Below are 25,972 nucleotides of genomic sequence, written 5' to 3'. Positions count from 1 at the left end.
ATTTCATCGTAATCATCCAATTCTCCGGCGGCCATAGCCATATAAATGATCACTGCCACGCAAGAAAAGGATATTGATTTTGTAATGATAAAAATGGTCGCATACATGGGTTCCTGTTTTAATGATAAATACCTAATGCTCGTTTTACCGGATTTCGCACTAGCAATTATTTTTTTTCCGGTACGATGATTGGTTTATTTTTATCCCCGACAAAAAACGCGAGTAGTTTTGCAGGTTTATCTTTGCTAATGTTCCTTGTTCCAGAGTGGAGACCATTTGGTTCCTCAAAGAAGGCGTCACCTGTTTTATAATGATAAACTTTACCTTCAAAGGTGGATTCTATTTTACCCTCCAGAACATAGCCGAACGTTGGAATTGGGTGCCTGTGCGCTGAGGATGTTTCACCAGGGGAATAAGTAATGATGGCCATTGTTACTTCCTGTTCTTTGATACCCGACAACTGGATAAGTTGTTTCAAAATGACCTGCGGTGGTATCTTCACCGGAGAGGCTTCGGCAGAAACCTGTGCCTTTACGCTCGTCGTAAGGAGGGCGCAAAGAGCAAAAAGAGAAATTGATAGCTTTTTCATATGATAGTTTGTTGCTGACAATGCGTTAATCACATTTGCTGGTACAAAACTATATCAGTAAAGGTCCCTTATTGGGGACCAGAAATAACTATCAGATGGGGCCAGTAAGTTTATTAGATTTAGATGACTAAACGGGAGAGGATTTCAACAGCTCTTTCTATTTCATCCTCGGTTAACGAGGCAAACCCAAATCGGAGTCCGTTATGGTTTGGATCACCTTCATTGACATGGATACTACTGATAAAATATAGCCCGGAGGCCGCGGCTTTTTTGATAAGCTGCTCGACATTATTCTGCGCATTGAATTTTACCCAGACCGCCAGGCCGCCATAAGGCTGCCTGAAACTTATTTTATCACCCAGTTTTTCCTGTAGAAGTTGGCAAATATAGGCGCAACGGTGCGCGTATATTTTGTTGGTTTTCTTGATGTGCCTGCTGAGGTCGCCGCTATTGATCATATCCGCGATGGTTTGTTCCATAAACGTATCGCCGCGGAGATCGATCATCATCCGCAGGTTAATCGCTTTCCGGATAATTGCAGGTGCACCAACCATATAGCCTATGCGAAAAGAAGGGGCCAGCTGCTTGGTAAAGGAGCCGATGTAAAGAATTTTTCCTCCGTGGTCAGAACTTGCTAACGGGAGTATAGGGCTGTTTTTAAAATGGAAGTCATAATCATAGTCATCCTCGATCACCCAGAATTGATAAGTCCTGATCAGCTGCAATAATTTGAGCCTGCGTGACGCACTCATGGTCACAGTGGTCGGATGGTGGTGATGGGGAACAATATACAACAACTTGATATCTCCGCTCATAAGCTTTATTTCCAGGTAATCCATATCCATACCTTCCTCGTCGATAGGTATGTTTACAAGGTTCGCGCCTGCGTTTTTAAGCACTTTATCAGCAAATGAATAATTGGGGTAGCTAACCGCTACCTTATCCCCCGGAGCGAGCAGTAAGCAGGCAGCAATATAAATGGCCATCTGTGCGCCTCGTGTAATGACCACTTCATTTTCTGAAATATTGATTCCACGCGTTTCATTCAGGAAATTGGAGGTGGCCTGTTTGAGCGCCTGGATTCCCCCGTCATCCCTCAGGGTCATTTGCCGTTTCAGGTTTTTTTTGTTGAATTGTTTCCGGTACTGTTTCAACAGTTCGTTATAGGGTAAATGATTAATATCAGGATAGCCATCATTGACAACGATATCCGAACTTTTCAATTTACTTTCGTCCAGGTCAAAATATGCCTTAGGGGGCTTCATTCTTCCCGGCTCCTGAATGTCCGGTGCAGTAAAGTTATTTTTAGGCTGAAAGGACCGTGGTTTGATCACCGGTAGTTCAGGTATGATCCTGTACCCTTTTTGCGGCAAGGTCTCGATCCAGTCCTGTGCAATAAGTTCCTCATAAGCGCGGGTCACAGTTTTACGGTTGACCAGAAGCATTGTTGCCATATGTCGCGTACCCGGCAAAATTCCACCAGGGAGTATCTTGCCTTCCTGGATCAGGGCTATTAGTTTATTGGCCAGTTGCTGGTATGCAGGAACCCTGCTCTTTTTATCTATCACCAGCAACGTCTGGAATGGAATCATTACGTTTTTTTTCATTACTGGCATAGTTATTTTAGTAAACTGGTCCTGTAAATAACAAAAATACAGGAATAATTCTGAGCCAGTTTAATTATTTATCAAAAAAAAATAGAACCGCAATTCGGTATTCCTATCGTTCTAAGAAATTGCAATCGCTCGCGCATAGTGTGCTTTTAAGAAGTAACAATAAAGACAGGTAGATTTTTTATGGAGGATGGGAGAACTTTGTAAACTTGTACGATCTGTCCTGACTTTAGATTACTCGGCTCTCGTAGACTTTAACCGAGTTTATTCAATTTCTAAGTTAAAAGGGAAAATACACTTATAGAAGAAGCAGAATTGCATGGATTGACTGACAATGTTTTTATTATATACAATTTGGTCGTCTATTTACTGGTATTAGCAATGGATTTGCTGTAAAATGCAATGAAGTTGCTCTTCAGTTGGGCTGGTCAAAAGTGACCAATCATCTTGAAAATACACATAGATTTATTGACCAAGAGAACAGCCACAATAACTAAGCAACATAGAGATAACGTTTTATCAAAAAATTGCGAAACCATCGCGACTGACGAAAACTGTCACGCAAAAGCATATGAATTTTTTATGGACAAAATTATCGAAGTAGATCCGAACGAAGCATTAATTGCATTTGCCGATATGATGATAAAGAAAATTGTCATGCCTGCTCATTAATTACGCGGCTTCGTACAGCCACAGGGATTGGCGTTTACACATTTTTCAGATGTTGCCCAACGTTTGAACGTATACACGAGCAATGATTATATTGATTTACTTAATTTCTTTTAAAATCATGGCAGATAACTGCACTTCGTGGATTGAACGATGCGGGTGAAATCGCAAGGGATGATCTGATGGGTTTACCGCAACGGTTTAAACGTGTAAAAGAACACAGAAAAATCACATACAAAGTTTTTAAACTTTAATGGATTCATTAGCAGATTATATACCAGTCTGACACTGCTAAAATTGGCGGGAGGTTCAAAGTTATCTATTAATTATTCAGCCTACAACCTGGGCCTGCTTAAGGCAAGCTTAGGTTGCAGGCTGAATAAGGCTAATTAAGTTGCAGATTTAAAGGCCCAAATTCTTCATAGTATATCTGTTCCTTAGGTACCCCTCTTTTCACAAGGTCTTGATAATGCATAGTAATAAATGGAGCGGGTCCACATATGTAAAAGTCAGCGTCATGATGATCTTTTAGAGAACCTATACGTTCAAGATCCACCCAGCCTTTATAGATGCCTTCTTGTATTCCGTTTTCAATTTCATTATAAAAATAATGGCTGTCTAAAAGCGTATGCGTTTTTTCGTAAGCTTTTAACTGTTCCCTGAATGCATGAACATTTGCATCCCTGCAACCGTGAATCCAGGTTTTTCGTACCTTGCTTCCGGAAGAAATAAGACTTTCCAGCATGCTCATCAATGGTGTCTGGCCTACGCCACCTGAAATAAATACGATGTTTCTTTCTGTTGTATCATTTAAGATGAAATTGCCGGAAGGTGCTGAAAGTTCAATTTTATCGCCTTCATTAATGTGGTCATGAAGTCTATTACTGATCATGCCATCAGCGTGTGCGGGATTACCTGCTTCCCGTTTTACAGAAATCCGGTAATATTTGCCGTTCGGTGAATTGGATATGCTATACTGACGTGGTTGTAAAAGATTGAGTTCTGGCAGGAATAATCTAACACTTAGGTATTGTCCTGGTTTAAAATCTGGTATGTCAACACCATCCTCCGGATAAAAATAGAAGGAGGTTATTTCTGTGGATTCCTTTACTTTTCTATTCACAATAAAGGACTTCCAGCCATTCCAGCCATTGGCCTCAATTTGTTTTTTATATAAGATTTGCTCATGACCAGACATTAACGCAGCCAACTGTCCATAGGCGGCTGCCCATGCATCTAAAATTTCTTCGCTGGCAGCATCACCTAATACTTCGCCGATAGATGCCAAAAGATTTTCCCCAACAATCGCATATTGATTTGGCTGTATATTCAAACTAACATGTTTATTCCCGATGCCGTTTATCACCGGCATTAACACCTCTGGGTTTTCAATATGTTCAGCATAGGCAAGAACTGCCATGGCAAGGGCTGTCTGCTGCCTTCCATTTTGTTGATTTCCCATGTTAAATACATTCTTTAGCTCAGGATGTCCATTCAGCAAACGATTATAAAAATGTTTGGTAAGTAATACCCCATTCTCTCTTAATACGGGTACGGTGGCCTTAATAACGGCCTTCTGTTCAGTAGTAATCATAGTCAGAAATTTATGTATAAAATATATTAATAGCTTTTTATCTTTTATTTTTATAATTTTTTTTATCTTCTTAATAACGTCGTATTTAAATCTTCATTAAACTCGGCTATGGTTGTGTTTTGTAAAAGCGCATGTATGTCACTTCTGATATCTTTAAAACGATTATGCAATGGGCATGGCTGTTCTTCCGAGCAAAATGGTAATCCCATCGCGCAACCTGTATAGATACTGCTACCATCTATAGCTTCTACAATAACCGCTAATGGTAGTTTAAGATTATCATCATCGACATAGAACCCACCAGTCGGTCCTTTCGCCGATTTGATAATATTTTTCCTGCTCAGATCCTGAAGAATTCTGGCAAGAAAGGGTTCAGGCGAACCGATTCCCTCTGCGATTTCCTTAACACCAGCTCTCCTTCCCCGCTCTGTTTTGTGAGCGATAAAAAAAACAGCTCTCATAGCGTATTCACATGTTTTTGAAAATATTCCCATAGTGGCAGGACAAAAGTATTAATGTTTCTCAAATAAAATACTTTTTTATCTTTTATTTTTTTTAGATCGATTTCTGAAAATACAATTGTGTTTTTATGCTGTCATGCTTGTTAGGTAAGAATACCTATCCTTTATCCTGTTATTTTAAATTGTATAATGCTTGCACAAATGCTTTCATTTCCTTCTCATTCATGGAGGCGAAACCTATTCTCAGCGAATTGCCGGCGGTATCTCCGACCGCGTACCTGCTACCATCATTCATATAAATGCCCTGTTTGGCAAGTTGGCTTGAAAGTTCGACCAGGGAATACTTTCGATTAAAAGAAGTCCAAATGGCCATCCCGCCGTGTGGCTTGGTAAATGTTACCATATCATTGAGCTGATTAGACATCTCTTCACAAAAAAGGTCTCGCCTGCTTTTATATAATTTGACCGATCTTGCGATATGTCTTTGCATTTCCCCTGTATTGTATAAATGTGCCAGAGCTTCTTCCATTAATACATCGCCCCTTATTTCCATCATCATTTTAAACTGAGCCGTCTGCCAGATAAAAGATTTATTGGCAACAATAAACCCCATCTTGATCGAAGGCGCTAATGTTTTTGTGATAGATCCGATATAGATAACATAGCCTTTATGATCGGCACTGGCCAGTGGTAAGATTGGACAGTTGTCGTAATGAAAGTCATAGTCATAATCGTCTTCAATTACAGGCAGGCGATATTTTTGAATGATCTGCAATAGTTTCATGCGTCGCTCTGCACTTAACGTAACCGTTGTCGGATGGTGGTGATGGGGTATGATGTAGAGCAGGTGAGGCTTTTTTTCTTTACAGATTTTTTCGATCTCATCTACGTCCATACCATTTTCATCCACTTTTACCTTAATAAGAACGGCTCCCGCACGTGTAAAAACTTCATTCGCAAGAAAATAATTCGAGTCACCGACAATCACTAAACTACCTGGTTTAATAATCATTCTCGCTGCGAGATAGATGGCGATTTGTGCTCCCCTAGTAACCAAAATATTTTCCTTACTTGCGATCATACCGCGAGTTTGGGACATAAAAGAAGCTAATTCAATTCTTAGGTATTCAGAACCCGTGGTTGTGCCTCTTAATAACAATCCATCAAGATACTTTTTGCTAAATAATGACTTGTATTTGCTTAGTAAAAGGGATAAAGGGGCAATTCTCGAATCAGGATAGCCGTCATTAATGACTATTTCATAAAATTTTTCTTCAGAAGGAGGATTAGCTGTTGTTAATTTCAAAAAATAATCAGGTTGTGATTCTTCCATTTGAACGACGCTGATCTCATCGCTGAATGATTTGGGTTTGATCAATGGAAGTTGAGAGGATATAAAAATACCTTTTCTTGGTACTACAGCAATCCAATCCTGAATCCTTAATTCTTCATAGGCCGCTACAACGGTTGTTCGGTTGAGGTGCATTAGTTGAGCAAACGCTCTGCTAGCAGGGAGACTGTGGCCTGGTTGAAGGTTTCCTTCTACTATCAACCGGATCAAGCCATTTGCTACCTGTTGATAAACGGGCATGGTGGAGGTCCTGTCTATTACTATCAATGACTGAAAAGGAAGTGTCTGGACTGGCATGATTCGTAAGTCTGGATGAGAATGGCAATCCAGACACGGCGTAATTTTACAAAAAAAATCATAGAATGTATGAAAGTATTGCATATCGATAGCAGTGTCCGCCAAGATCGGTCTGTCTCCAAAGAACTGTCAGCATTGTTTATAGAAGAGCTTAAAGGAGTCAATGAACGGGCGGAGATAGATTACCTGGACTTGGCTGAACATACGCCTGAGCACCCATCAGCTTTATTTATCAAAGGAAATTATACGATAGAAAGCGAACGCACACCTGAAATGGTTGCCGAGCTAGTGGAGTCGGAAAAGTTGGTGGACCGGATGCTGGCAGCGGATGCTATTGTAATCGGAATGCCCATGTATAATTTTTCAGTGCCGTCAATTTTCAAGGCCTTTATTGATAATATCGTTCGCATCAATCGAACTTTCAAAATGGTTGGCAATAGCGTCGAAGGCTTATTGACTAATAAAAAGGTAGTTGTCATCAATACACGGGGCGTTGACTTTAACAACGATAATATGGACCATATGGATCAGCTTAGACCTTATCTAAAGGCAATATTTGGATTCATAGGGATAACCGATCTCACCTTTATAAATGTATCGCCGGTTCAATTTTCAGAAGCTGAGACCCGCGAAAAGGCAATCAGCAAAGCGAAGGAAGAGATTCGGCATATTGCGACAAATTTTATTCCTAACCTGGCCAGATGAACAAGCAGATAAAAATGGCGACGACAGCCGCGGATATAATTTGCTGTTCTAAAGCATTGCTGGAGTTTCGTCCGATGTTAAAAGAGGAAGAACTGGTTGAACAAAGCCTAAGAATGATGGAAGATGGTTTCAGACTAATTTACATCTCCGATGAAAGTAAAAAGCAGGCATCAGCAATTTTAGGATTTCGGATTTATGAAATGTACAGGACCGGCAGAATGATTTACATCGATGACCTTTTTACTTTAGCCGAGTACCGTGGTAAAGGGTTAGCCGGCACTCTCCTGGATCATGTACATTTCCTTGCAGCAAAGGAAGGAATAAAATCTGTTCATCTTGATAGCGGATACCCGCTTCACCCCGCACACAGGCTATATTTAAATAAGGGATATGTACTTCCCTGCCATCACTTTGCCAAATCAATTGAACCAGAACAAAATAATCTTAATAAATAATTATAAATAACAAACAAATGGAAAATAGAATTAATGTTTTCGCAAAAGGCATGAACACCCTCAAACCACTTTTTGATGTCCGAGCCAACTTTAAAAACTCATCAATTGGTGAAGAAATAATGGAACTGGTGGATATCAGGGTTTCACAAATAAACAAGTGTGCCTACTGCCTGGATATGCACTGGAAGGAAGCCCGCGCCCACGGACAGACAGAACAGCGCCTTTACGGATTGAGCGCTTGGGAGGAATCTCCGTACTATACCGACAGAGAAAGGGCAGCATTAAAATGGGCGGAAGCTGTCACCGGTGCAAAGGTTCCTGATAACGTTTATACAGAAGTAATCCAACATTTCTCGGATGAAGAAATGATAGATCTTACCCATGTGGTAACCCTAATTAATACATGGAACCGCATCAATCTTTCTTTTCCATCATTGGTTGGAAGCTATGAAGTTGGAATGTTCGGGTGATTTACTATTACCTCGGGTAATTGATTAATTCAATTTTAATAGCAGGACGGGTACTAACCTGGCCTGCTATTACATATTTGGAAAACTCATATCATAAATATTCAAATATGTCAATCATACTCATTTCAAGAGTTACAGGTTACGTAAAGCATCGGAGGCTATAAATTTATTCAGTTTGGGTCAAGTCATACTTCAAGACGCTGACTCAAATTATTTAAGGTTTAGACCAAACTTTCTGAGGATGTAATTGGGCGAATTCTTTCCTGAATTGCTTCGCAGTTTTATTGAATGTATTTTTGAAGCTTTTGTTCAAATGGCTTTCATCCGTAAAGTTAAGCTCACCCGCAATTTCTGAGATGGTAAGATCGCTGTATTTCAGTCGGGTCAATATAATTTCCATTTTATATTTTGTGATGTATTCTTTGATGGTACTTCCTGATTGTTGCCTGAAATATCTGCTTAGATGCCCCTCGGACATTCCAAAATGCGCTGCGATGTTTTCAACCTTTATCGCCTCCCTGTCATAGATATTATGCTGAATATAAGCTGTTATAGAATGGGTCTTGTTTTTGGCATCAGAATAGGTTGAATAATCATATAATGTCTGCTGTATATTCCTTGCAATAAGGTTAAGTAGTAAAAAGATGATATTTTGCGTTATGGCTTTACTAAATGGCATCTCATTCTTTTGTTCAATAATTAACTGATGAATCAGTGAATTAAATACAATTTGATCGATCTCTCTGATAATCTTACCGTTTACACCATGAAGGTTATGAAAAATATATTCTAATCTTTTAAAAGATTCGCTTAGGTCAGAAGTATCATCCAGGTCCCTGGTATCTTTCGAAAAAAGGCTTTTAGTAAAGTCGATCATGCAAAACTTTGGAACTGGGTCTGCTATAAAACTATGTTGATCGCCGGGAACGAGCAAAAATACATCTCCTGACGAAAATTGGAAGCTATTATTATTTATAGTGTGTATGCCATTACCCTCCAGAACATAGGCAAGCTGGAAGTAATGATGTGAGTGCAGTGCACCTGCAACTTTGTCAACGTCCATAATTGTTACTTCAACACTTTTATAAAGCTGCTTGGTCCTCATACACTAAAGGTACTCAAAAATGTTTGTTTTTTACCTGTTTTAAACTCTCTATACCCTGCTTATTTGCATTCATGAATTACTTATGCAATGAAACTTAGTAAAGAGCAAAAATAACCATGGTTCAAATAAAGAATGCCGGTAGGTTACCACTCCAAAGAGTTCACAAATACTCCTCACCACGGCGATTATGGCACTGGACAAATACCTTCGTTATAAGCGGTTTATTATTAACTGTCCTCGTTAATTCAACTATAACAGAAAATTCTGCAATAGCTTCCTTATTGGCTGAAAGCATTCAGAAATCCGACGCAGTTATATCTGATCAGTCTGTAAAATCTGCAGCTCAGGCTATGGTTGACAGCTTTTGGTTCTTACTCGTTTACTTTGGTTAACCGTTGACCGCCTTATTACTTTTTCGGTTATTGCTGGAATTATTTCAGATTACCGACCAAAAAATTAATTGTTCGAATAAGAACAGCATATTTTAATTTTCATGCAATAAAAAAGTCCTATGTATAATCAGCGGGGGCAATAACGACATCGCACGTATGCAGGAAATCAAAGAAAAATGGCTGCCTTACGAAGGCTTAAAGCACTATTTCATCGTACGATTCCCCCAGAGCCCAGGTTCACTTAAACTTTTTGTAAATAATGTTTTAGGTCCCCAAGATGATATCACCCGTTTTGAGTTTTTTTAAAGAACCGAAAAAGAACAGAGGCTTGCTTTGATTGGAATCGAGCAATCTCAACTGGATGATTATGCGATTTTACTTAAGCGATTTAAACAACAGAACTTTAATTTTATAGAGCTCAATAAAGAGCAGACTTTATTTGAGTATTTAGTTTGAAGTTTATCACCCATTCAATATTTTTTTATTTGTCCCTTTTAAAGCAAATTAGAGCACAGTCTCTGTAACAGATTTTTCTTCCCATACTGTTACTTTTTAGAAATTTACCGAGAAAAGCAGCCTTTTTACCTGTTTGCAATTTCCGCTTGTCTGTAGCTTTGTTGGTTTAGCCAACATTCATACATCCGTTAATTTCAAGTTGATGAAATCTGCTCATTTAAATTATAACCCATTATTCCCCTCGGTTGGGGACCTTAAGAAAAGGGCAAAGAAGCGCATACCGAAATTTGCATTTGACTATTTGGAAGGTGGTTGCAATGATGAAATAAATCTTGGAAAAAACGAGAAAGACTTTCATCAAATCACCTTAATGCCGCAATATTTAAAAAAATACATTGGTGTTGACACCAGTATAAAATTATTCGACCATGTTTATGATGCTCCATTCGGGGTATCGCCAATCGGCCTTCAGGGTCTTATGTGGCCTAATGCCCCTGAAATTCTTGCTAAGGCCGCAGTTGCCCACAATATTCCTTTTATATTAAGCACTGTATCAACAAGCAGTATAGAACATATTGCTGACGTAACTGATGGCCGTTTTTGGTTTCAGTTGTACCATCCGGCCAAATCAGCCATGTGTGATGATATTCTGGATCGCCTTGAGGCCGTAAATTGTCCCGTATTAGTAGTGCTTGTCGATGTCCCGTCTTTCGGGTTTCGATACAGGGAAATAAAAGTGGGCCTTTCAATGCCTCCTAAAATGAACATTAACAATATATTTCAGGCTGCCCTACGACCTGGTTGGTCCTTTGAAACCTTACGAAATGGTATTCCGGAATTTGCAACCCTTAAGAAATATATGGACAAAAAATTAGATATGAGCCAATTGGGGCAATTTATGAATAATTCATTTGATAAACGGGTGGATGCAGATCGGATTGCGGCAATACGGGATAGATGGAAGGGTAAACTTGTCCTAAAAGGAATAGTAAGTAGCCATGATATCGAAAAAGCCATAGCCCTGGGTGCGGATGGCGTCATAGTTTCAAATCATGGTGGCAGGCAAATTGATGCTTGTGAATCTTCTATCAGGTCATTGATTAATCTTTCAGAAAATTACAGCGAAAAAATGACCATGATGCTTGACGGCGGAATAAGATCCGGTCCAGATGTTGCAAGAGCATTGGCCTGCGGCGCTAAATTTACTTTCATGGGCAGACCATTTATGTATGGAGTGTCGGCACTTGGTAAAAGCGGTGGAATCCATACCATCAGCATGTTCAAAGCTCAATTTAAGCAGGCTATGGAACAATTATGTTGCGCAACTCCGAACGAACTACCAGGTACGCTCATCTCCACCAAAAGCTAACATTAAGTATGAAAAAGAAAAGTATTGCTATTCTCGGGTCTACAGGAAGTGTCGGTACACAGGCGCTGGAGGTGATCAGTGCCCGGCCAAACTATTACAATGTCATTGCATTGACTGCTGAAAACAATGCGGAGCTACTTATAGAACAGGCCATAAAATTCCATCCCAAGACAGTTGTAATTGGGAATGAATCATTATTCCGACAAGTAAATGAAGCTTTACGACCCTATTCGGTTCTGGTACTCTGCGGAAGTGATGCACTTTGCGAAATTGTACAAATGCCTGAAATCGATTTGGTCCTTGCCGCTGTTATGGGATTCGCAGGCCTTAAACCTGTTGTCATGGCCATAAGGGCGGGTAAGAATATCGCAATTGCTAATAAAGAACCGTTGGTCGTTGCAGGTGAACTGATCATGGAGGAAGTGAATAAACATAAGGTCAGTATCCTGCCCGTGGATTCTGAACACTCAGCAATCTTTCAGTGTCTCGCGGGTGAGCATTATCGGGATATTGAAAAAATATATATCACTGCATCAGGTGGCCCTTTCTTCGGATGGGACAGTGCATCATTGGAACATATTTCTCCCGCTCACGCATTGAAACACCCAAACTGGTCAATGGGTAATAAGATTACGATCGATTCTGCTTCACTTATGAACAAGGGCTTAGAAGCCATTGAGGCGAAATGGTTATTTAACCTGGAACCTAAGCAGATAGATGTGATCGTTCATCCTCAATCTATTGTCCATTCCCTTGTGCAATTTACCGATGGTTCCATCAAAGCTCAACTCGGATTGCCTGATATGAAACTTCCGATTCACTACGCGTTTCATTATCCCGAACGCCAGTCTACCGGGTTTAAAAGATTTTCTTTTTTGGATTACCCGGAATTAAATTTTCACAAACCAGATATGTCGGTTTTTAAAAACCTGTCACTAGCCTATGATGCTTTAAATTTAGGAGGAATAATGCCCTGCGTTTTGAATGCTGCTAATGAGGTCGCCGTCGCGGCATTCTTGAGTGAAATGATTGGCTTCCTGGAGATGAGTGATGTCATCGGCGAAGTGATGGCCATTGCAAGCCAAATTAAAAAACCTTCCCTTGATGACTTTTTTGAAATTGACAAATTAAGCCGGGAGCTTGCTCATTCCTTTATAGCTAATAGAGTGAAACATGCAGGGTATTACCATACATTTTAAGTTTTATGACCAATATCATTAAAAGGAAAAATCTTTCCGAACTGGTTGCAGACCAATTATTAGATGGAATTACCTCTGGCCATTATAAATCCGCGCAAAAACTGCCTGTTGAAAAAGATTTAATGAAAATATTTGGAGTGGGAAGGTCTACGATACGCGAGGCCATAAAGTCTTTGGCCAACTCACGTTATGTAAATGTCTTTCAGGGAAGAGGCACTTTTGTTGCCACAGAACAGCAGCAGGAAAATTTTTTAATGGCAGCGATTCTGGGTGCGGACACGTCAAGCGTGCAGGAAATTATGTCATTGCTGGAAACTAAGATCATTCAGAATGCAACACTTGAAACATCCCGAATTGATTTGAGTAGCCTGAAAAAGCTACTTGAAAATTGTGCGGAGGCAGTTAGTGAGGTGAACTTAAAAGCGCTGGTCATTGGACATTTTGATTTTTATCAGGCTTTAGGTAAAATCGGTCCAAACAGAGTTCTCATTGAACTTTACAATTTATTTGTCAACAAAATTAAGAATGACATATACTTATCTGAGCAAGTGCTGGATTCATTTCAGCTTTTACCCGATGTATACAGCGGAATAATTAATAGCCTGATCAATCGAAACCGGACATTAACAGTGGATTTTCACTGCAAGGTTGCCAGCATTTTTTATGATTCGGCGCTTTGGAGTTAACCATTGCAGATATCCGCATTATTTTGTTAGATATCAAATAATGCATAAGCCGCAACTTTTTTGATCTGAAGAGTAGATCCCCCTTTGAGATCAAATATGCTTGAATACCTTCAGAAGATTTATACAACCTATTCGTAAACACCTTACCACTATGAAAGATAAAGAACAAACAAAGCGAAAATTAATTGATGCTGTTGGCATCATTATAAAGACAAAAGGTTTTTCAGGGGTGCGCATCAGTAAGGTAGCCAGGCAGGCCGGAGTTGACCGGAAGTTAGTTTACCGCTACTTTGGAAACCTGGATAACCTCACCGAAACCTATGTTACTGAGAATGATTTCTGGATGCTGTTTGCAGACAAGTTAAAAACAGTATCTAAAGAATTAGACCCCTCAAACAGCAAACTATTTATTTCCGATACTTTGCAAATGCTGTTCAAGTTTTTTTTAAAGGAACAGGAAATGCAAAACCTGATATTAATAGAGCTCGCCGGCTCATATCCTATTATGCGGAGTATTCACAATGTTCGGGAAAATATTGGTCACGAAATCCTGGAACGTACGGATGATCACTTCAAAAATTCAGATATAAATTTTAGGGCAGTGGCCGCTTTGCTTGTGGGAGGTATATATTATATCATTTTGCACACAAGGAAAAATGGCTACCACTTTGCCGATCTTGATCTAAAATCAGAGGAAGGAACGCAGGCTATTATTGAAACTGTGGCTAAAATCGTGGATTGGGCCTATGGAGCGGCTTTATAATTTTTATTGATCAGGGCAAGCCCTTCGGGCCGGGCTTTTCACTATATCTTTTATCAAAAGGATGACGTTTCAATCCCTCTTGCAGAATAATCAGTTTGATGTGACCATTAGCTACCTACTCCTAATCAGGCTGAGGATCTTTTATCAATTGAAATCATTGATTGGAATGCATGTGTCTGGACTGCCAAGATTCGAAAAGATGGATGGTTAAGGCAATCCAGGCAAGGCGTAATTTTACAAAAAAACAAAGTCTAAGATGAAAGTATTACATATTGACAGCAGTGTTCGTGGCGATAGGTCTGTTTCCAAAGAATTGTCAGCGCATTTTATTGATGAATTAAAGAAAGCTGATGCAGATACTGAGGTTGATTACCTGGACCTGGCGGAAAATATTCCCGCGCATCCGACAGCCTTATTAATAAGGGCAAATTATACACCTGCAGCGGAGCGGACTTTGGAAATGGTCGCGGAGCTTCAGGAATCGGAGCAGCTTGTTGACAGAATGCATGCAGCGGATACCATTGTAATAGGTATGCCGATGTATAACTTTTCAGTGCCGTCTATTTTCAAGGCGTTTATAGATAACATCGTTCGCATTGACCGCACGTTTAAAATGGTCGGTCACAGCATTGAGGGGCTGCTGGTTGACAAGAAAGTATTCGTCATCAATACCCGCGGTGTTGACTTCAACAATGATAATATGGAACACATGGATCAGCTGAGGCCGTATTTGAAAGCCATATTCGCTTTTATGGGCCTCACTGACGTGACTTTTATCAATGTATCTCCTGTCCAGTTTTCAGATGCTGAGGCCCGTGAAAACGCTATCAACAAAGGTAAGGAGGAAATTGTACGCACGGTAAATGGTCTAACATCTATAGCTTTATATAATGATCAGGGTTAAATCAGCAAAAACGAGATTGGACATTCAATATTGCTCAAGGGCATTGTTGACATTCCGCCCGATGTTGCAACTGGATAGGCTCCAATGCCTGGTTATTGATGGAGCATTGACCGACTTTTAAATAAAGCCATTTCAAAAACTTTCAAATAAATACTTGAACGAATTAACATTTAAATAACCAACATATGAAAATCGTAATCATCGGCGGTACCGGACTTATCGGTACAAAAGTAGCAGGCCACCTACGCGAACTCGGACATTCAGTACTCGCTTCTTCACCCTCAACCGGGGTGAATTCGGTCACAGGTGAAGGACTTAAAGAAGCACTCAAAGGCACGGATGTCGTTATCGATCTTTCCAACTCCCCCTCATTTGAGGATGGAGCGGTATTGGAATTCTTTGAAAAATCCGGACGTAATTTAATGGCAGCAGAATTGGAAGCTGGCGTTAAACATCATTTGGCCCTGTCAATCGTTGGCGTTGACCGTATGCAGGATGTGGGTTACATGCGTGCAAAAAAGGTACAAGAAGATCTGATCAGGAATTCAGGTATACCGTTTACAATCATCCGTAGTACCCAATTCATTGAATTTATACCAGCGCTTGCTGGTGCTTCGACCCAGGGTAATGAAATTCATGGCTCACACGTCCAATTTCAGCCAATTGCTGCTGAAGACGTAGCCGCATTGGTTACCCAATTCGCTTTAGCAGCCGCTGAAAACTTAACCCCGGAGATTGCCGGTCCTGATCGCCGTGCACTAAGCGACTTTTTTGTAGAATTTGTTCAGGCAATAGATCCTGCAAAGAAGGTTGTGCCTAACCAACGAGATGAGTACTTCGGTGGCAAGGTACCACATGACGGTTTGGTGCCGCAAGGCGAAGCCACATTAGGCAAAACTGATCTTGCAAAATGGTTATCACACGAGAGTAAATAACCGGCTTAATTTATTAATCAGCAGGTTAAAGTGTGACTGCGGACTATAGATAAATTTGATTGCAAATGGAGGATACACACAAAGTACCCTCCATTTGCAATTGATTACACTGCATTAACGGTCTGAAAATACAGCAATATTTTACTTCATTACTATAGATCAATTCGAACCTAAGGCAATGAACGCAAATCAACGTAAAAAATACATTTCTAATTCGCAGGAATCTGTACGCATGTTTAAAAGTGACTTTTTTGAGGCGCTATCAAAAGTACATTACACAGTCCCAATCATTATTTTCATGCCGGTGATAGTGTATATGATCATCCAGGGCATTCAGCAAGGGCTCTGTACTTGGCAGTACCCGGTGACAATTATATCAGGACTGATTGTTTGGACGATCGTTGAATATGTGTTGCACCGTTATATTTTTCACTACCAGTTTCCGGGAAAGATAGGTGCCCGACTTCACTTTGTTATTCATGGCGTTCATCATGACTACCCTTGCGACCGTAGGCGGCTGGTTATGCCTCCATCTTTAAGCATTCCTCTGGCTTTAATGTTTTTTTTCCTATTTAGGAATTTACTGCCTGCTAAATACCTCGATATTATCTTTGCCAAATTTTTGACAGGCTACTTGATCTATGATATCGGGCACTATGCCATGCACCACCTTAATTTTAAAAGTGGCCTGTTTAAGAAGATCAAGCAGCACCATATGCTGCATCATTACCAAAATCCAAATAGGGGTTACGGTGTCAGTTCACCACTTTGGGATAAGATCCTGCAATCAGATTAGCCGGAACGAAGTTTAGATGACTGATTTTTTTTACGCTATAATATTTTTTCCATGGACTTAATTTTACAATTGATTATCAGAACTATACAATTAGGCTGCATTTGGTTCGTCATGGGTGCCGAATTGAGAGATTCATTCAAGGCTACAAATCATCAGTGTAAAATATCTCGGTTTAACGGACCTCTATAGCGATCTTTCCTTTGCTGATGCTATAATATGATCTTCTTTATTCGCTTGGAATGAAGACCATCGCTCAATTAAGGCTCCGAAACATAATAGGAGTTTTGCCTGTCTTTTGCTTAAAAAGCTTGTTAAAATATTGAGGGTATTCAAATTCCAGTTCATAAGCTATTTCGTTGATGGGTTTATCTGTTCCGATCAGCAGGTGTTTGGCTTCCTCGATCAAATAAAAATGAATATGGTCCTGCGTGTTTTTCCGGTTTCCTTTTTCAGCAAGTCGCTGAGATAACCGGGAGATAAAAACACCTGTTCTGCCAGATCTTTGACGGTCGGCAGCCGTTTTTCAGCTCCTCCCTGGAAATAAGTGCTCAGTATCTTTTCTATCTGCACAACTACAGAATTGTTTGTGTTCTTGCGGGTGATGAATTGACGGCTATAAAAACGAGTGCAATAATTGAGTAACACTTCAATTTGCGAGACGATAATGTTTTGGCTATGGTCGTCGATATTTTCTTTTAATTCAGCCTCTATCTTAGACACACATTCCTGGAGAATATGATTTTCTTTAGGATAGGTTGGAGTAATGATTAATATTTTTTAGTCGAAACGGGTAAAAAGCGCAGCTAAGGTTTTGCCGTATTCAAATGTTGGAGTACGCCAAAAGACTACGGCATAATGGCTTTGCTCGTACCTCACCAATCCACCCTTCGGGACTTATTCCGTTTCCTTTTGGCTATGAGCCGGCTCTTCCTATGGCTTTCTTTTTTCCCTTTTTCTTTTAAAAAATAATCAAGAAAAGCAAAGCGAGATAAGGAAAGCAAAACAGATTTATTCATTTAAAAAACAAAAATTTATGTTATTCACAGGAAGAATTACCGCAAACGCCGATGTAAGAACCATTAAAGGCGACAAACAAGTAACCAATTTTACCGTAGCACTGAACCAACGCTACAAAACCAAAGCAGGTGAAAAAAAAGAAAAGACCGCCTACGTTAACTGCTCATATTGGGTAAATCCCGGCTTGGCGGTTTACCTCACCAAAGGCGCAATTGTTGAAATTTCAGGCTGGGTAGAAGCCCAGACTTGGGAAAACCGTGAGGGTAAAGTACAAGCCGACCTTGTTTGCTCTGTTGATACCGTCAAATTGTTTGGCTCTACCGCTGTAAAACCAAACGATAACCCGAAAGATAAAAAGGCTGATAAGAATGCTGTTGCAGCGAGTGGCGGTGATGATGATGATTTGCCATTCTAAAATACCTTACAGCACCCTTTTTCAGGGTGTTGTTTAAACCATTTGTAAACATTCAAGAAACATAAATACTGCACATCATGGAAAATGATTTTGATGCCAAAGACCTGATAGAAACATGGGAAGCCATCGGCTTAGATAACCCTTGGATTGCCGAAGCGAATGACCCACCATTTAGCAAATATATGCTGATTAGAGTGGCAACACTTGCAGAACTGGAATACATTTTTGAACAGGGCAACTGGTGCCTCGGGCAGGGTTATTATTTCAAAAACCTATGCTTTATCAATCAGATTAGTGGTGGTGACGAGTGGCTGACCATCAAGGATGATTACGCTTTTGAAAGCATCACATTCAATAGGATAATTAAGCAGGGCGAATTTGTACCCTATATCCAAAGCCTATTAAATGCCACCAAAGAGCAGTGTATCAATTTAGAATATTAAGCACATGAGCCATTTAGCCAATAAAACAGAACGAAAAGCCATCAAGGTAATTGCCAACGCTCTTCGCTTTTTTAAGGACACCAACCTGTTGTTTGTCAGTGCGGAGGATGCTTTTGCAATTAGACACGCCGAAATTATGCTTCGGGCTGTCATCGAAAGCAACGGGTATAAAGACTATTACCAAAAAGGAAAAGGAACAAAAATTTTAAAAGACAAGAAACCGAAATACCATGCAAACGAACTTTTTTGAACATATCAGCGCACTTGAATTTCAGGGCGCATTAAACCTCAATTTCATAAAAAATGCCGAGGGATTATTAACCGTATCCGTTTTCCTGCCAAACGCTACGGCAGATACCGCAGGGAATGTCATTCCCCCGATGATATTAAAAGGCAATGCTACAGAATTGGGCGAGGGCTTTTTTGGGGCGATAGCTGCTCCTGTAAAGCAAACCGCAAGCCTTTTTGCCAATATGGATGCTTATCAGCAAAGCCTGAAAAAGGCTGCTGAAAATTCAAAAGCGGAATTGGACAAAAAGAACAAAGGAAACAAGGGTAAAGCCAACACCACACCAAAACCCGATACGGATGATGATGACGATGATAACGAGGAAACCGAAAACCTTTTCTCTATACAGGAAAATGAGCAAAAGGTACTGGCTGAAAAGAAAAAACGCTATGAAACAGTATTGGAGCAGGTAGCAGAATTGAGTAAAGTATTTAAGTATGATGAAGCTATAAGCCTGCTGCAAACTTGTGGCGATTACCTTGAAAAGGCGGGTGAAATCAATGAAAAGGGTGTAGAGTTACAAAAGCGTAAAGCCAAGTACGAAGAATTTTTAAAGGACTTATAATCTATCAGCATACCAACATGGAAATCACAACAATCAGCAGGGTGTTCCTGCATAAACAGAACGGTCAGGAAGTGCGATTGGCCGACCCCGGTGTTCAACTCACAAAAGAAGATGTTCGGAATTTTTACGCCAGTATCTACCCGATACTGACCACAGCCAAAATACGTGGCCCCGAATTTAAAGACGACGAAATGCAGTTTCATTTTGAAACCACAATGGGAACAAAAGGCTAATCATGAAAAATAAAGTAATCACCAAAGTAAAAGTTGATAAGGATAGTGACCTATGGAGAATATATGCACAGTTCGGCAATTACGCAGAAAAACTAAACCGTCTGCCCGATGCGGGAGAAATACAGCGCAACCCTTTAAGAAGCGCTCCCCCCGCTATGGTGGTAATGGTTTTCTGAACCATACTTTCAAACCCTTTTGGTTATTTGACGGCAATACAGAAAGAGCGGAAACGGAATATTTCCGCTCTTTAGAAAATATCTGTAAATACTATGACCTGCAAATACCCGATGTGATTGGGGTATCATTCCCGCAAAATATCTATCAGTCGTGGTCTATCACGAATGAGCGGGTAAAGGCCATTAATAAAAAACTGGATTGTATTATCCTGAAAGACGATAGCCATGAGGCGGTTTTAGCCACCATCAGCCAGTTCGATACGGGCAGAATGATGTATTACATACCTGTAAAACCCTTATGGAAATGGCTTTCGGATGCCCAACAGCAACCTGTTGCCGAAGTAGTAACCGCCATTTTTGCTTACCTGTATCAGGTGGTACAAATACCGCTGTATTCAGATTACGAAACCTTTTTAGCAGACCAATACCGCTATGTGGAAGATATGATAAATGAGGAAATGTGTGAGGATGATGCAGAGGAAACGGCATATAAGGAGGAACAACTGGACGAACTGTCAACGCTCCAAAATTCAGGTATCAAGTTAGGCAGGTTAATGGCCGAAAAGGTAAGGCTTGAAAATATAGAAGATATAGTATTGAGTTATGCCAATGCCGAAGTAAGGGATAACGATCTGGCGATATTGGCCATTGAGTTTGTGCAATTGTATAAAGCTTATCCGAACCGTAATATGTTCGATGCGATACGCCCTGACCTGTATTATCCCGAAGTTAATGAGCGGATTAGAGCCGATGAATATATCAGCTTTTATTGGAGTGGCAATGATTCTGTGATTGAAACGGTCATGTCCATGATTGATTGCACCTTTCAGGAAATGGGGATTACAGATGAACCGATTGATGTAGTGCTATTCGATAATTCCGAAACAGCCAAACAGGAAAGCTTCGGATTTGAGAGCCTTTTTTTTCCGCTCTTGGACAGGCTCTGCACTTTTTTAAACCATTACGACCACTAATTTAAAATGACTATGACAAACATAAGCGAACAATTTAACAACCAGTTTGCGCCGGTAAAAGCACTATTAATATATCAAAATCAAGCGACCCAAAAAGATAACTACGGTTACGAAACCGATAATAACGAGGTTTATGTAGAAAGCTACGACATTGGCAAACGGGGTCAGCCAATAAACGCTCACCCATTGAGCATTGCAGAAATGGTGACTTTAAACAAGTTGTTTCAAGCTACCGAGGAACTGAAAACCAATTACCTTAAACCAAAGGGTTTATTACCTGCCAATGTGTTATATCTTGATGCACAGGCAGAGGGCTATGTGGTTTGGTATACTCCACCTATGGAAGCGGAATTGTTTTTTGTGCCTGACTTGCAGATACCGACAGGCAAAGCGCATATCCCTGCAATGGTTTGGAAAGCCAGTAAAAACAGCCTGAATGTGTACGCCCTTAAAGGCAAATCAAAACCGAATGCCAACACGCCACTTTACCATGCGCCATACTTCAATATCTATGAAAGCGGTAACGTGTGCATGGGAACGGTTCAAATAGCCATCGACCGTTTTACCCGCTTGGAGGATTTTATCAGCAAATGGGAAACTTACTTTTTTAACAGCTATTTCAGCCACACCATTGGCAGCCATGCAGGTGCAAAAATCGATTTGGTTTCCTTATGGCAGGAACAGCTTGCCACAGGAAAATCGTTCTCATCTGAAATGCTCAATAAACACCATAATCTGCCTTTAAAAAACCTTATCAAATGAAAAAGAAAGCCATAAATACAGCCCCGCTAACAGCCGTACACATTGTCCATAAAGAATTGTTGCAACCCTCTAACCCGATTAATATTAACCTTATTGGCGCAGGTGGTACTGGCAGCCAAATGTTGACCGCTCTTGCAAGAATGAGCCAGGCATTGAACGGCCTAAACCACCCCGGTTTTGTGGTGACCTTATTTGATGATGATAGGGTACAGTCCCCGAACTTGGCGAGGCAGCTATTTACTTCCGCAGAACTTGGCCAGTACAAATCTGTCGCATTGATTAACCGCATTAACCGATTTTTCGGTTTTAATTGGAAAGCGGAAACCGAAAAGTATGATAAACACTATTGCTCTATTGCACAGGGCATGGCACCAATTACGATTTCCTGCGTGGACACGGTTAAAGCCCGTTTCGAGATTGCAGAAATACTAAACCTCTACAAGAAAAATTCTGCAAGTCACCGTGACAAACCGCTTTATTGGATGGACTTTGGCAATAGCAAAGAAACGGGACAAGTAGTATTATCTACTGTCGGGGATATTAAGCAGCCGACCTCGAAACTGTTTGCCCCGCAAGCCAACCTGCCTTATATAACGGAAGAATACAAAGACCTGCTGATACAATCTGAATTGGGTGACAACACGCCAAGCTGTTCCCTTGCGGAAGCACTGGCCAAACAGGATTTATTTATCAATTCGACCTTAGTGGATTTTGGCGCATCCCTGATTTGGCAAATGTTCCGTGAAGGCATTTTGTTCCACAAAGGCTTATTCCTTAACCTGAAAGAGTACAGAACCCAACCACTTAAAGTAGCCTAAAAGCAACCTATGAAAATTAAAGACAAAGACGGCAAAATTATTATGGTCGAAAATCTGCAACTGGCATTAATGCAGGCTGATGATTACCGCCACTACCGACACACTGATCCCGGATTTTCTGCTTTTGATGATAAGCAGCAAGCCTATTGGGAAGATATATATCAAAAATTACTGGCATTGCAGCAGCATTAAAACCAACGCTATGGTAAAGATTAAAGAGGGTTATGTAATGAACGCAAGGGAGAAAGCAGAGTTTGAGCGGGTCGATGCTTTGCCCCGCAAAAAGGAAGGTACTGTAGCCTATTATTTCAAAGCGCAAACGAAGTACCCGCCCCGAATATATTTGTTCATGCACGGAGAAATTTGGTGCGACCGCAACCGCAGACCGATGGGCTTGCATCACGCTTTTCCATTTCTTAAACGCCCTATGAACAGGGAGGAAATTGAATACCACCATTTTGATATTCGCCTGTGCTATCACCAGTACGAGGATTGGGGTAAGTTGATTTATGCCGAGGAACAAGAAGCCGAACGTCTTGATTTGGAAAATCCCGGTACAGGTTCGGCATTTTTAGCGCAATTAAAGGAATTTCAATATAAATACCCGCTTGTGCAGACCCTCAGCCCAGTTCGAAAATTGGCAGCAGAAGAAACGCCCGATGAGCAATCGGAATTGGTGCGCAGCTTAATCGAAAACGGGCATCATTATTCGGTTTCTGAAATCGGCAAGATGCTTGACGAGGAACAAAACGGGCTTAAAAGATTGCCAGTACTTATTTTATTAAGGGAACTTTACCGCAGCCTCGCCACGGATGAACCCAAGCCCCTGCAAATTACGCCCGAAGAAGTAGAGCATAAGGCTTTGGTATCAGCTAACCGCACCCGCAGAAATTTGGTTAGGCGGGTTTATAAGCAAAATCAATTATTCGCTTTGCAGGAAATACAACTTAAATATCCCGGTTATACCGAAGAAATGCTGCAAGCGGATTTAAAAAGCAAGCGAAAAAAGGAACGTTCTATAAAGCATAAACCTGTTTTGGATTACAGGCGCAGTCAGTTGGGTAAGCTGGCAAAACGCTTGCGGGAGGATAATTTGAATGAAGTAGAATATCAAAAGACCTGTTGCCAGATTGTTATTCTGCAAAATGCCCACGACCTGCGTTTACCCATCCCAAAGCCGGTTACCTATGCCAAGCAAACCGAAGTGTATTCCTTTAATTGGAAAACCCGTGAAACCGTGATTAAATCTTTTGTGCAGCAAGCCAATTCCACAGGCATGAACCATGAGCAACTGGCCAAAATTCATGAGCAAATGACAGGCTCCAATTATAGCTTTTAATTATATTCACAACCAAAATCATTACCGATGATCACTTATCACAAAGGAGATTTATTAAAAGATGATGCCGACTGTTTGGTAAATACCGTAAATACGGTCGGGATCATGGGTAAGGGCATCGCCCTTGCTTTTAAAAATGCGTTCCCGCATAATTACTTAGCCTATCGAAAAGCGTTTGCTGCCAAACAACTGGCCATTGGAAGGTTACTGGTTATCAATGATGTTAACTTGATATTAGGGCAAAAGACAATCATTAATTTTCCGACAAAGACCCATTGGAGATTACCATCCGAATACAGTTATATAGTTCAGGGGCTAAATGCCCTTAAATATTTCCTTTCCGAAAACGATGTTCGCTCGGTAGCTATGCCCGCACCTGGCTGTGGTAATGGCGGGTTGGATTGGGAGAAGGTTAAGCCACTCCTTGAGGGTAAATTAGCTGACCTGCCCCTTGATATTAGGGTCTACGAGCCATTATAAACTACTATCTCCGCTATTTGAAAAGGCGGCCGCGCCGGGCCGCCACTTTCTCATTTCAATCGAAACAGGCGGCCCGGCCTAAAGCGGTTGCTTGACTTTCACCGGAAACCAACCCGCTATCACCCATTGCTTTCCCGTAAAATACAAGCGGATTGATTAAGCTATTATGTACATTTTAACCTCAGTTGCCAATTACCTGGTAGTTTACTTAATCGAAATTATGCTTGATCTTTACCGTCAGATTCTTCTTTTACCCGCTGTTTGAATGACAAGTTAACCTTATGTTCAGAAGGAGTATTATCGGAGGGATTTTGAAACCTCCAACCTTTTACTACGCTAAAATGCTTAAAGTAGTTCCAAAATCGACTGTAATCTTCTGAAAGAGTAAAATCCAATTCATCCTGTTCAGCAAAAGGAATGATAAATACGAATGTAAACATGGTTTGATGAAACTCAGCTACAATATAAGGCAGGTTAGCGTTATCATCTTTTCGATGATAATATAATATTCTTGGCTGCTTACTGAAAAATGTAAGATTCTGTAAAATTGCAATTTTAGGCAATGATGTTGCAGTAAATTCCCGGTTGATCCATTGAATGGTTTTGTCCAGCCCTTTCAGCTCGGAATGATCCATTATACTTAGCACGTATTTAACCAGCGTTCTGTAAAGGTCCTGCCATACTAATTCGCCTTTATAAGTACCAGCGAATTTTCCATCAAAAAACTCTTCTTCCTGATCAGATGAGCTTTCTGCATTTTGTTCTACTTGATTGAGTTCCTCTTCAATAAGTCTTTCCCGTTTTGAGGGATTGGAATATTCAAGGTCGAACCCGTCTCCCCTTAACTTTGGAACCCCTCTTTTCCCGGTTAGCCCAAATACTGTAATAAAGGGTTTTAGGAACGTAATCAAATTCTTTTCAATACCCGTATCAGACCCAAATTCTGCGTTACATGTATCACATTCTTCATTCAAGATCAATGTTTTATTCCCTAAAGCTTCCGCGATGGCGTGCGCAACATTTTTAAAGGAAACATCTGGCATAGATCGTTTGCAAAAACGGCAAATCCGCTTACTTTTATCCGGTTCACCGATCCTTTGATTAAAATGCGTAGCCTTGCCTTTTGCCTGGTAACGCTGTAAGAGGTTACCAAGACTCTGCTCGTGCTGCTCTTTAACAACTTCCAATGATTGCCCATCCCGTAAAGCTAATAGCTTTAATGAATACTCTTTACTCAGTTCTTCAGTAAGATCGCTGGTTCTGCAAAAGGCAAAATATTCCCCCTCCGCTAATTGTTGAAAATAGCCACGGAGCTGCATGATCTTAATATTGATCGAACTGTATTTAACTATCAGGGCATCAATTTTATCTCTAAGTTCCTGCGTATTTGAATGCCAAGTTTTAATCAATACCGAGGGTAGACCGTCCTTATCGGAAACGCTCTCACTCATAATTATACTTAATTCATATAGGAAAGAAATAGTCGATTCCGTTTCGGGATTACCGAATTGCAGGTCTTTGGAACAGCTTAAAGCTAAAAAAGATAGACGCATGTAAATAAGGTTTGTTAGGCTGTAAATATACGTTTTTGCATCTCTGGTTAGCAAGTATACTTGTCTGGTCAACCAACTTTAATGACTTAAAACACATGC

General features: G+C 40.5%; 31 protein-coding genes and 2 pseudogenes. 24 read left to right on the top strand and 9 right to left on the bottom strand.

Features of this window, described 5'->3' with window-relative positions:
* Positions 1-166: 166 nt before the first annotated feature.
* The gene (locus BUE31_RS14435; protein WP_083619927.1) at positions 167-589 is read right to left on the bottom strand and encodes a cupin domain-containing protein; all 423 of its coding nucleotides are present in this window, start codon (positions 587-589) and stop codon (positions 167-169) included.
* A 119-nt stretch (positions 590-708) separates the two neighbouring features.
* Positions 709-2,196, bottom strand: a complete 1,488-nt coding sequence (locus tag BUE31_RS14430; RefSeq protein WP_159440688.1) for a MocR-like pyridoxine biosynthesis transcription factor PdxR — start codon at positions 2,194-2,196, stop codon at positions 709-711.
* Between the two features lie 453 nt (positions 2,197-2,649).
* Between BUE31_RS14430 and BUE31_RS31450 the strand changes: the two are divergent.
* Positions 2,650-3,125 (top strand): annotated as a pseudogene (locus BUE31_RS31450) (acyl-ACP desaturase).
* A 131-nt stretch (positions 3,126-3,256) separates the two neighbouring features.
* Here the strand turns inward: BUE31_RS31450 and hmpA are convergent.
* The 3 genes from hmpA to BUE31_RS14405 form a co-directional block, all read right to left on the bottom strand.
* Positions 3,257-4,465 carry an NO-inducible flavohemoprotein gene (gene hmpA / locus BUE31_RS14415; protein WP_073404519.1) on the bottom strand — a complete coding sequence of 403 codons (1,209 nt, stop codon included), beginning with the start codon at positions 4,463-4,465 and terminating at the stop codon, positions 3,257-3,259.
* 62 nt (positions 4,466-4,527) lie between these two features.
* Positions 4,528-4,959, bottom strand: a complete 432-nt coding sequence (locus BUE31_RS14410; protein ID WP_073404518.1) for an RrF2 family transcriptional regulator — start codon at positions 4,957-4,959, stop codon at positions 4,528-4,530.
* A 139-nt stretch (positions 4,960-5,098) separates the two neighbouring features.
* Positions 5,099-6,517, bottom strand: coding sequence for an aminotransferase-like domain-containing protein (locus BUE31_RS14405; RefSeq protein ID WP_234997828.1), 1,419 nt, complete (start codon positions 6,515-6,517; stop codon positions 5,099-5,101).
* A 126-nt stretch (positions 6,518-6,643) separates the two neighbouring features.
* Between BUE31_RS14405 and BUE31_RS14400 the strand changes: the two genes are divergently transcribed.
* The 3 genes from BUE31_RS14400 to BUE31_RS14390 are packed head-to-tail and all read left to right on the top strand — an operon-like array spanning position 6,644 to position 8,204.
* Positions 6,644-7,279: an FMN-dependent NADH-azoreductase gene (locus tag BUE31_RS14400; RefSeq protein ID WP_073404516.1), complete on the top strand. Its 636-nt coding sequence runs from the start codon at positions 6,644-6,646 to the stop codon at positions 7,277-7,279.
* Entirely contained in the window at positions 7,276-7,734 is a 459-nt protein-coding gene (locus BUE31_RS14395; protein ID WP_073404515.1) for a GNAT family N-acetyltransferase, read from the top strand. The genes BUE31_RS14400 and BUE31_RS14395 overlap by 4 nt, the downstream gene beginning before the upstream one ends.
* A 17-nt stretch (positions 7,735-7,751) precedes the next feature.
* Positions 7,752-8,204 carry a carboxymuconolactone decarboxylase family protein gene (locus tag BUE31_RS14390; RefSeq protein ID WP_073404514.1) on the top strand — a complete coding sequence of 151 codons (453 nt, stop codon included), beginning with the start codon at positions 7,752-7,754 and terminating at the stop codon, positions 8,202-8,204.
* Between the two features lie 214 nt (positions 8,205-8,418).
* Here the strand turns inward: BUE31_RS14390 and BUE31_RS14385 are convergent, their stop codons facing one another.
* The gene (locus tag BUE31_RS14385) at positions 8,419-9,309 is read right to left on the bottom strand and encodes an AraC family transcriptional regulator (protein ID WP_073404513.1); all 891 of its coding nucleotides are present in this window, start codon (positions 9,307-9,309) and stop codon (positions 8,419-8,421) included.
* 500 nt (positions 9,310-9,809) lie between these two features.
* Here BUE31_RS14385 and BUE31_RS14380 point away from each other — a divergent pair.
* The 8 genes and pseudogenes from BUE31_RS14380 to BUE31_RS14345 form a co-directional block, all read left to right on the top strand.
* Positions 9,810-10,157: pseudogene (locus BUE31_RS14380) on the top strand (threonine dehydratase); the annotation flags it as partial.
* A gap of 202 nt (positions 10,158-10,359) precedes the next feature.
* Entirely contained in the window at positions 10,360-11,526 is a 1,167-nt protein-coding gene (locus BUE31_RS14375; protein ID WP_073404512.1) for an alpha-hydroxy acid oxidase, read from the top strand.
* A gap of 8 nt (positions 11,527-11,534) precedes the next feature.
* Positions 11,535-12,725: a 1-deoxy-D-xylulose-5-phosphate reductoisomerase gene (locus tag BUE31_RS14370; protein ID WP_073404511.1), complete on the top strand. Its 1,191-nt coding sequence runs from the start codon at positions 11,535-11,537 to the stop codon at positions 12,723-12,725.
* A 5-nt stretch (positions 12,726-12,730) separates the two neighbouring features.
* The gene (locus tag BUE31_RS14365; RefSeq protein ID WP_073404510.1) at positions 12,731-13,411 is read left to right on the top strand and encodes a FadR/GntR family transcriptional regulator; all 681 of its coding nucleotides are present in this window, start codon (positions 12,731-12,733) and stop codon (positions 13,409-13,411) included.
* A 151-nt stretch (positions 13,412-13,562) separates the two neighbouring features.
* Positions 13,563-14,174, top strand: coding sequence for a TetR/AcrR family transcriptional regulator (locus BUE31_RS14360; RefSeq protein ID WP_073404509.1), 612 nt, complete (start codon positions 13,563-13,565; stop codon positions 14,172-14,174).
* A 256-nt stretch (positions 14,175-14,430) separates the two neighbouring features.
* The gene (locus BUE31_RS14355; protein WP_073404508.1) at positions 14,431-15,078 is read left to right on the top strand and encodes an FMN-dependent NADH-azoreductase; all 648 of its coding nucleotides are present in this window, start codon (positions 14,431-14,433) and stop codon (positions 15,076-15,078) included.
* A gap of 185 nt (positions 15,079-15,263) precedes the next feature.
* Entirely contained in the window at positions 15,264-16,013 is a 750-nt protein-coding gene (locus tag BUE31_RS14350) for an SDR family oxidoreductase (protein WP_073404507.1), read from the top strand.
* A 178-nt stretch (positions 16,014-16,191) separates the two neighbouring features.
* On the top strand, positions 16,192-16,809 hold the full coding sequence (locus BUE31_RS14345) for a sterol desaturase family protein (protein ID WP_073404506.1): 618 nt from the start codon (positions 16,192-16,194) through the stop codon (positions 16,807-16,809).
* A 253-nt stretch (positions 16,810-17,062) separates the two neighbouring features.
* On the opposite strand, the gene BUE31_RS31445 is transcribed toward BUE31_RS14345, so the two are convergent.
* Complete coding sequence (locus tag BUE31_RS31445; RefSeq protein WP_234997826.1) at positions 17,063-17,215, bottom strand: helix-turn-helix domain-containing protein; 153 nt, start codon at positions 17,213-17,215, stop codon at positions 17,063-17,065.
* A complete protein-coding gene (locus BUE31_RS31440) occupies positions 17,212-17,529 on the bottom strand; it encodes a hypothetical protein (RefSeq protein WP_234997825.1) in 318 nt (105 codons plus the stop codon). Before BUE31_RS31440 ends, BUE31_RS31445 begins: the two co-directional genes overlap by 4 nt.
* A gap of 313 nt (positions 17,530-17,842) precedes the next feature.
* On the opposite strand from BUE31_RS31440, the gene BUE31_RS14335 reads away from it, so the two are divergent.
* The 12 genes from BUE31_RS14335 (at position 17,843) to BUE31_RS14285 (ending at position 24,320) form a co-directional block, all read left to right on the top strand.
* On the top strand, positions 17,843-18,241 hold the full coding sequence (locus BUE31_RS14335) for a single-stranded DNA-binding protein (RefSeq protein WP_073404505.1): 399 nt from the start codon (positions 17,843-17,845) through the stop codon (positions 18,239-18,241).
* A 77-nt stretch (positions 18,242-18,318) separates the two neighbouring features.
* Complete coding sequence (locus BUE31_RS14330) at positions 18,319-18,684, top strand: hypothetical protein (protein ID WP_073404504.1); 366 nt, start codon at positions 18,319-18,321, stop codon at positions 18,682-18,684.
* A 4-nt stretch (positions 18,685-18,688) separates the two neighbouring features.
* Positions 18,689-18,934 (top strand): hypothetical protein, encoded by a 246-nt coding sequence (locus BUE31_RS14325; RefSeq protein WP_073404503.1) that lies wholly within the window; start codon positions 18,689-18,691, stop codon positions 18,932-18,934.
* Entirely contained in the window at positions 18,915-19,538 is a 624-nt protein-coding gene (locus BUE31_RS14320) for a PRTRC system protein E (protein ID WP_073404502.1), read from the top strand. The genes BUE31_RS14325 and BUE31_RS14320 overlap by 20 nt, the downstream gene beginning before the upstream one ends.
* Positions 19,539-19,555: 17 nt before the next feature.
* Positions 19,556-19,771: a PRTRC system protein C gene (locus tag BUE31_RS14315; RefSeq protein WP_073404501.1), complete on the top strand. Its 216-nt coding sequence runs from the start codon at positions 19,556-19,558 to the stop codon at positions 19,769-19,771.
* A 2-nt stretch (positions 19,772-19,773) separates the two neighbouring features.
* Positions 19,774-19,947, top strand: a complete 174-nt coding sequence (locus BUE31_RS31060) for a hypothetical protein (RefSeq protein WP_159440685.1) — start codon at positions 19,774-19,776, stop codon at positions 19,945-19,947.
* A gap of 113 nt (positions 19,948-20,060) precedes the next feature.
* Positions 20,061-20,921 (top strand): hypothetical protein, encoded by an 861-nt coding sequence (locus tag BUE31_RS14310; RefSeq protein ID WP_143167132.1) that lies wholly within the window; start codon positions 20,061-20,063, stop codon positions 20,919-20,921.
* A gap of 12 nt (positions 20,922-20,933) precedes the next feature.
* Entirely contained in the window at positions 20,934-21,683 is a 750-nt protein-coding gene (locus BUE31_RS14305) for a hypothetical protein (RefSeq protein WP_073404499.1), read from the top strand.
* Complete coding sequence (locus BUE31_RS14300) at positions 21,680-22,501, top strand: PRTRC system ThiF family protein (protein WP_143167130.1); 822 nt, start codon at positions 21,680-21,682, stop codon at positions 22,499-22,501. The genes BUE31_RS14305 and BUE31_RS14300 overlap by 4 nt, the downstream gene beginning before the upstream one ends.
* Before the next feature lie 9 nt (positions 22,502-22,510).
* A complete protein-coding gene (locus BUE31_RS14295) occupies positions 22,511-22,693 on the top strand; it encodes a hypothetical protein (protein WP_073404498.1) in 183 nt (60 codons plus the stop codon).
* A 10-nt stretch (positions 22,694-22,703) separates the two neighbouring features.
* Positions 22,704-23,840: a hypothetical protein gene (locus BUE31_RS14290; RefSeq protein WP_073404497.1), complete on the top strand. Its 1,137-nt coding sequence runs from the start codon at positions 22,704-22,706 to the stop codon at positions 23,838-23,840.
* 27 nt (positions 23,841-23,867) lie between these two features.
* Positions 23,868-24,320: a macro domain-containing protein gene (locus BUE31_RS14285; protein ID WP_073404496.1), complete on the top strand. Its 453-nt coding sequence runs from the start codon at positions 23,868-23,870 to the stop codon at positions 24,318-24,320.
* A gap of 218 nt (positions 24,321-24,538) precedes the next feature.
* Here the strand turns inward: BUE31_RS14285 and BUE31_RS14280 are convergent, their stop codons facing one another.
* Positions 24,539-25,873: an HNH endonuclease gene (locus BUE31_RS14280; protein WP_073404495.1), complete on the bottom strand. Its 1,335-nt coding sequence runs from the start codon at positions 25,871-25,873 to the stop codon at positions 24,539-24,541.
* Between the last annotated feature and the right edge of the window lie 99 nt (positions 25,874-25,972).

It is taken from the genome of Mucilaginibacter sp. OK098, assembly GCF_900142915.1.
In the GTDB taxonomy this organism is placed as follows: Bacteria; Bacteroidota; Bacteroidia; order Sphingobacteriales; family Sphingobacteriaceae; genus Mucilaginibacter.
This window is presented reverse-complemented; position numbering and strand designations above follow the sequence as displayed.

What these genes read in the sequence shown, in the direction of transcription:
- BUE31_RS14350 (WP_073404507.1), top strand. Translation starts at nt 15,264, where the DNA reads ATGAAAATCGTAATCATCGGCGGTACCGGACTTATCGGTACAAAAGTA.
- BUE31_RS14405 (WP_234997828.1), bottom strand. Translation starts at nt 6,517, where the DNA reads ATGCCCGTTTATCAACAGGTAGCAAATGGCTTGATCCGGTTGATAGTA.
- BUE31_RS14335 (WP_073404505.1), top strand. Translation starts at nt 17,843, where the DNA reads ATGTTATTCACAGGAAGAATTACCGCAAACGCCGATGTAAGAACCATT.
- BUE31_RS14325 (WP_073404503.1), top strand. Translation starts at nt 18,689, where the DNA reads ATGAGCCATTTAGCCAATAAAACAGAACGAAAAGCCATCAAGGTAATT.
- BUE31_RS14430 (WP_159440688.1), bottom strand. Translation starts at nt 2,196, where the DNA reads ATGAAAAAAAACGTAATGATTCCATTCCAGACGTTGCTGGTGATAGAT.
- BUE31_RS14300 (WP_143167130.1), top strand. Translation starts at nt 21,680, where the DNA reads ATGAAAAAGAAAGCCATAAATACAGCCCCGCTAACAGCCGTACACATT.
- hmpA (WP_073404519.1), bottom strand. Translation starts at nt 4,465, where the DNA reads ATGATTACTACTGAACAGAAGGCCGTTATTAAGGCCACCGTACCCGTA.
- BUE31_RS14390 (WP_073404514.1), top strand. Translation starts at nt 7,752, where the DNA reads ATGGAAAATAGAATTAATGTTTTCGCAAAAGGCATGAACACCCTCAAA.
- BUE31_RS14345 (WP_073404506.1), top strand. Translation starts at nt 16,192, where the DNA reads ATGAACGCAAATCAACGTAAAAAATACATTTCTAATTCGCAGGAATCT.
- BUE31_RS14375 (WP_073404512.1), top strand. Translation starts at nt 10,360, where the DNA reads ATGAAATCTGCTCATTTAAATTATAACCCATTATTCCCCTCGGTTGGG.
- BUE31_RS14410 (WP_073404518.1), bottom strand. Translation starts at nt 4,959, where the DNA reads ATGGGAATATTTTCAAAAACATGTGAATACGCTATGAGAGCTGTTTTT.
- BUE31_RS14395 (WP_073404515.1), top strand. Translation starts at nt 7,276, where the DNA reads ATGAACAAGCAGATAAAAATGGCGACGACAGCCGCGGATATAATTTGC.
- BUE31_RS14385 (WP_073404513.1), bottom strand. Translation starts at nt 9,309, where the DNA reads ATGAGGACCAAGCAGCTTTATAAAAGTGTTGAAGTAACAATTATGGAC.
- BUE31_RS14435 (WP_083619927.1), bottom strand. Translation starts at nt 589, where the DNA reads ATGAAAAAGCTATCAATTTCTCTTTTTGCTCTTTGCGCCCTCCTTACG.
- BUE31_RS31060 (WP_159440685.1), top strand. Translation starts at nt 19,774, where the DNA reads ATGAAAAATAAAGTAATCACCAAAGTAAAAGTTGATAAGGATAGTGAC.
- BUE31_RS14365 (WP_073404510.1), top strand. Translation starts at nt 12,731, where the DNA reads ATGACCAATATCATTAAAAGGAAAAATCTTTCCGAACTGGTTGCAGAC.
- BUE31_RS14305 (WP_073404499.1), top strand. Translation starts at nt 20,934, where the DNA reads ATGACAAACATAAGCGAACAATTTAACAACCAGTTTGCGCCGGTAAAA.
- BUE31_RS14400 (WP_073404516.1), top strand. Translation starts at nt 6,644, where the DNA reads ATGAAAGTATTGCATATCGATAGCAGTGTCCGCCAAGATCGGTCTGTC.
- BUE31_RS14330 (WP_073404504.1), top strand. Translation starts at nt 18,319, where the DNA reads ATGGAAAATGATTTTGATGCCAAAGACCTGATAGAAACATGGGAAGCC.
- BUE31_RS14320 (WP_073404502.1), top strand. Translation starts at nt 18,915, where the DNA reads ATGCAAACGAACTTTTTTGAACATATCAGCGCACTTGAATTTCAGGGC.
- BUE31_RS14370 (WP_073404511.1), top strand. Translation starts at nt 11,535, where the DNA reads ATGAAAAAGAAAAGTATTGCTATTCTCGGGTCTACAGGAAGTGTCGGT.
- BUE31_RS14360 (WP_073404509.1), top strand. Translation starts at nt 13,563, where the DNA reads ATGAAAGATAAAGAACAAACAAAGCGAAAATTAATTGATGCTGTTGGC.
- BUE31_RS14280 (WP_073404495.1), bottom strand. Translation starts at nt 25,873, where the DNA reads ATGCGTCTATCTTTTTTAGCTTTAAGCTGTTCCAAAGACCTGCAATTC.
- BUE31_RS14355 (WP_073404508.1), top strand. Translation starts at nt 14,431, where the DNA reads ATGAAAGTATTACATATTGACAGCAGTGTTCGTGGCGATAGGTCTGTT.
- BUE31_RS14315 (WP_073404501.1), top strand. Translation starts at nt 19,556, where the DNA reads ATGGAAATCACAACAATCAGCAGGGTGTTCCTGCATAAACAGAACGGT.
- BUE31_RS14290 (WP_073404497.1), top strand. Translation starts at nt 22,704, where the DNA reads ATGGTAAAGATTAAAGAGGGTTATGTAATGAACGCAAGGGAGAAAGCA.
- BUE31_RS14285 (WP_073404496.1), top strand. Translation starts at nt 23,868, where the DNA reads ATGATCACTTATCACAAAGGAGATTTATTAAAAGATGATGCCGACTGT.
- BUE31_RS14295 (WP_073404498.1), top strand. Translation starts at nt 22,511, where the DNA reads ATGAAAATTAAAGACAAAGACGGCAAAATTATTATGGTCGAAAATCTG.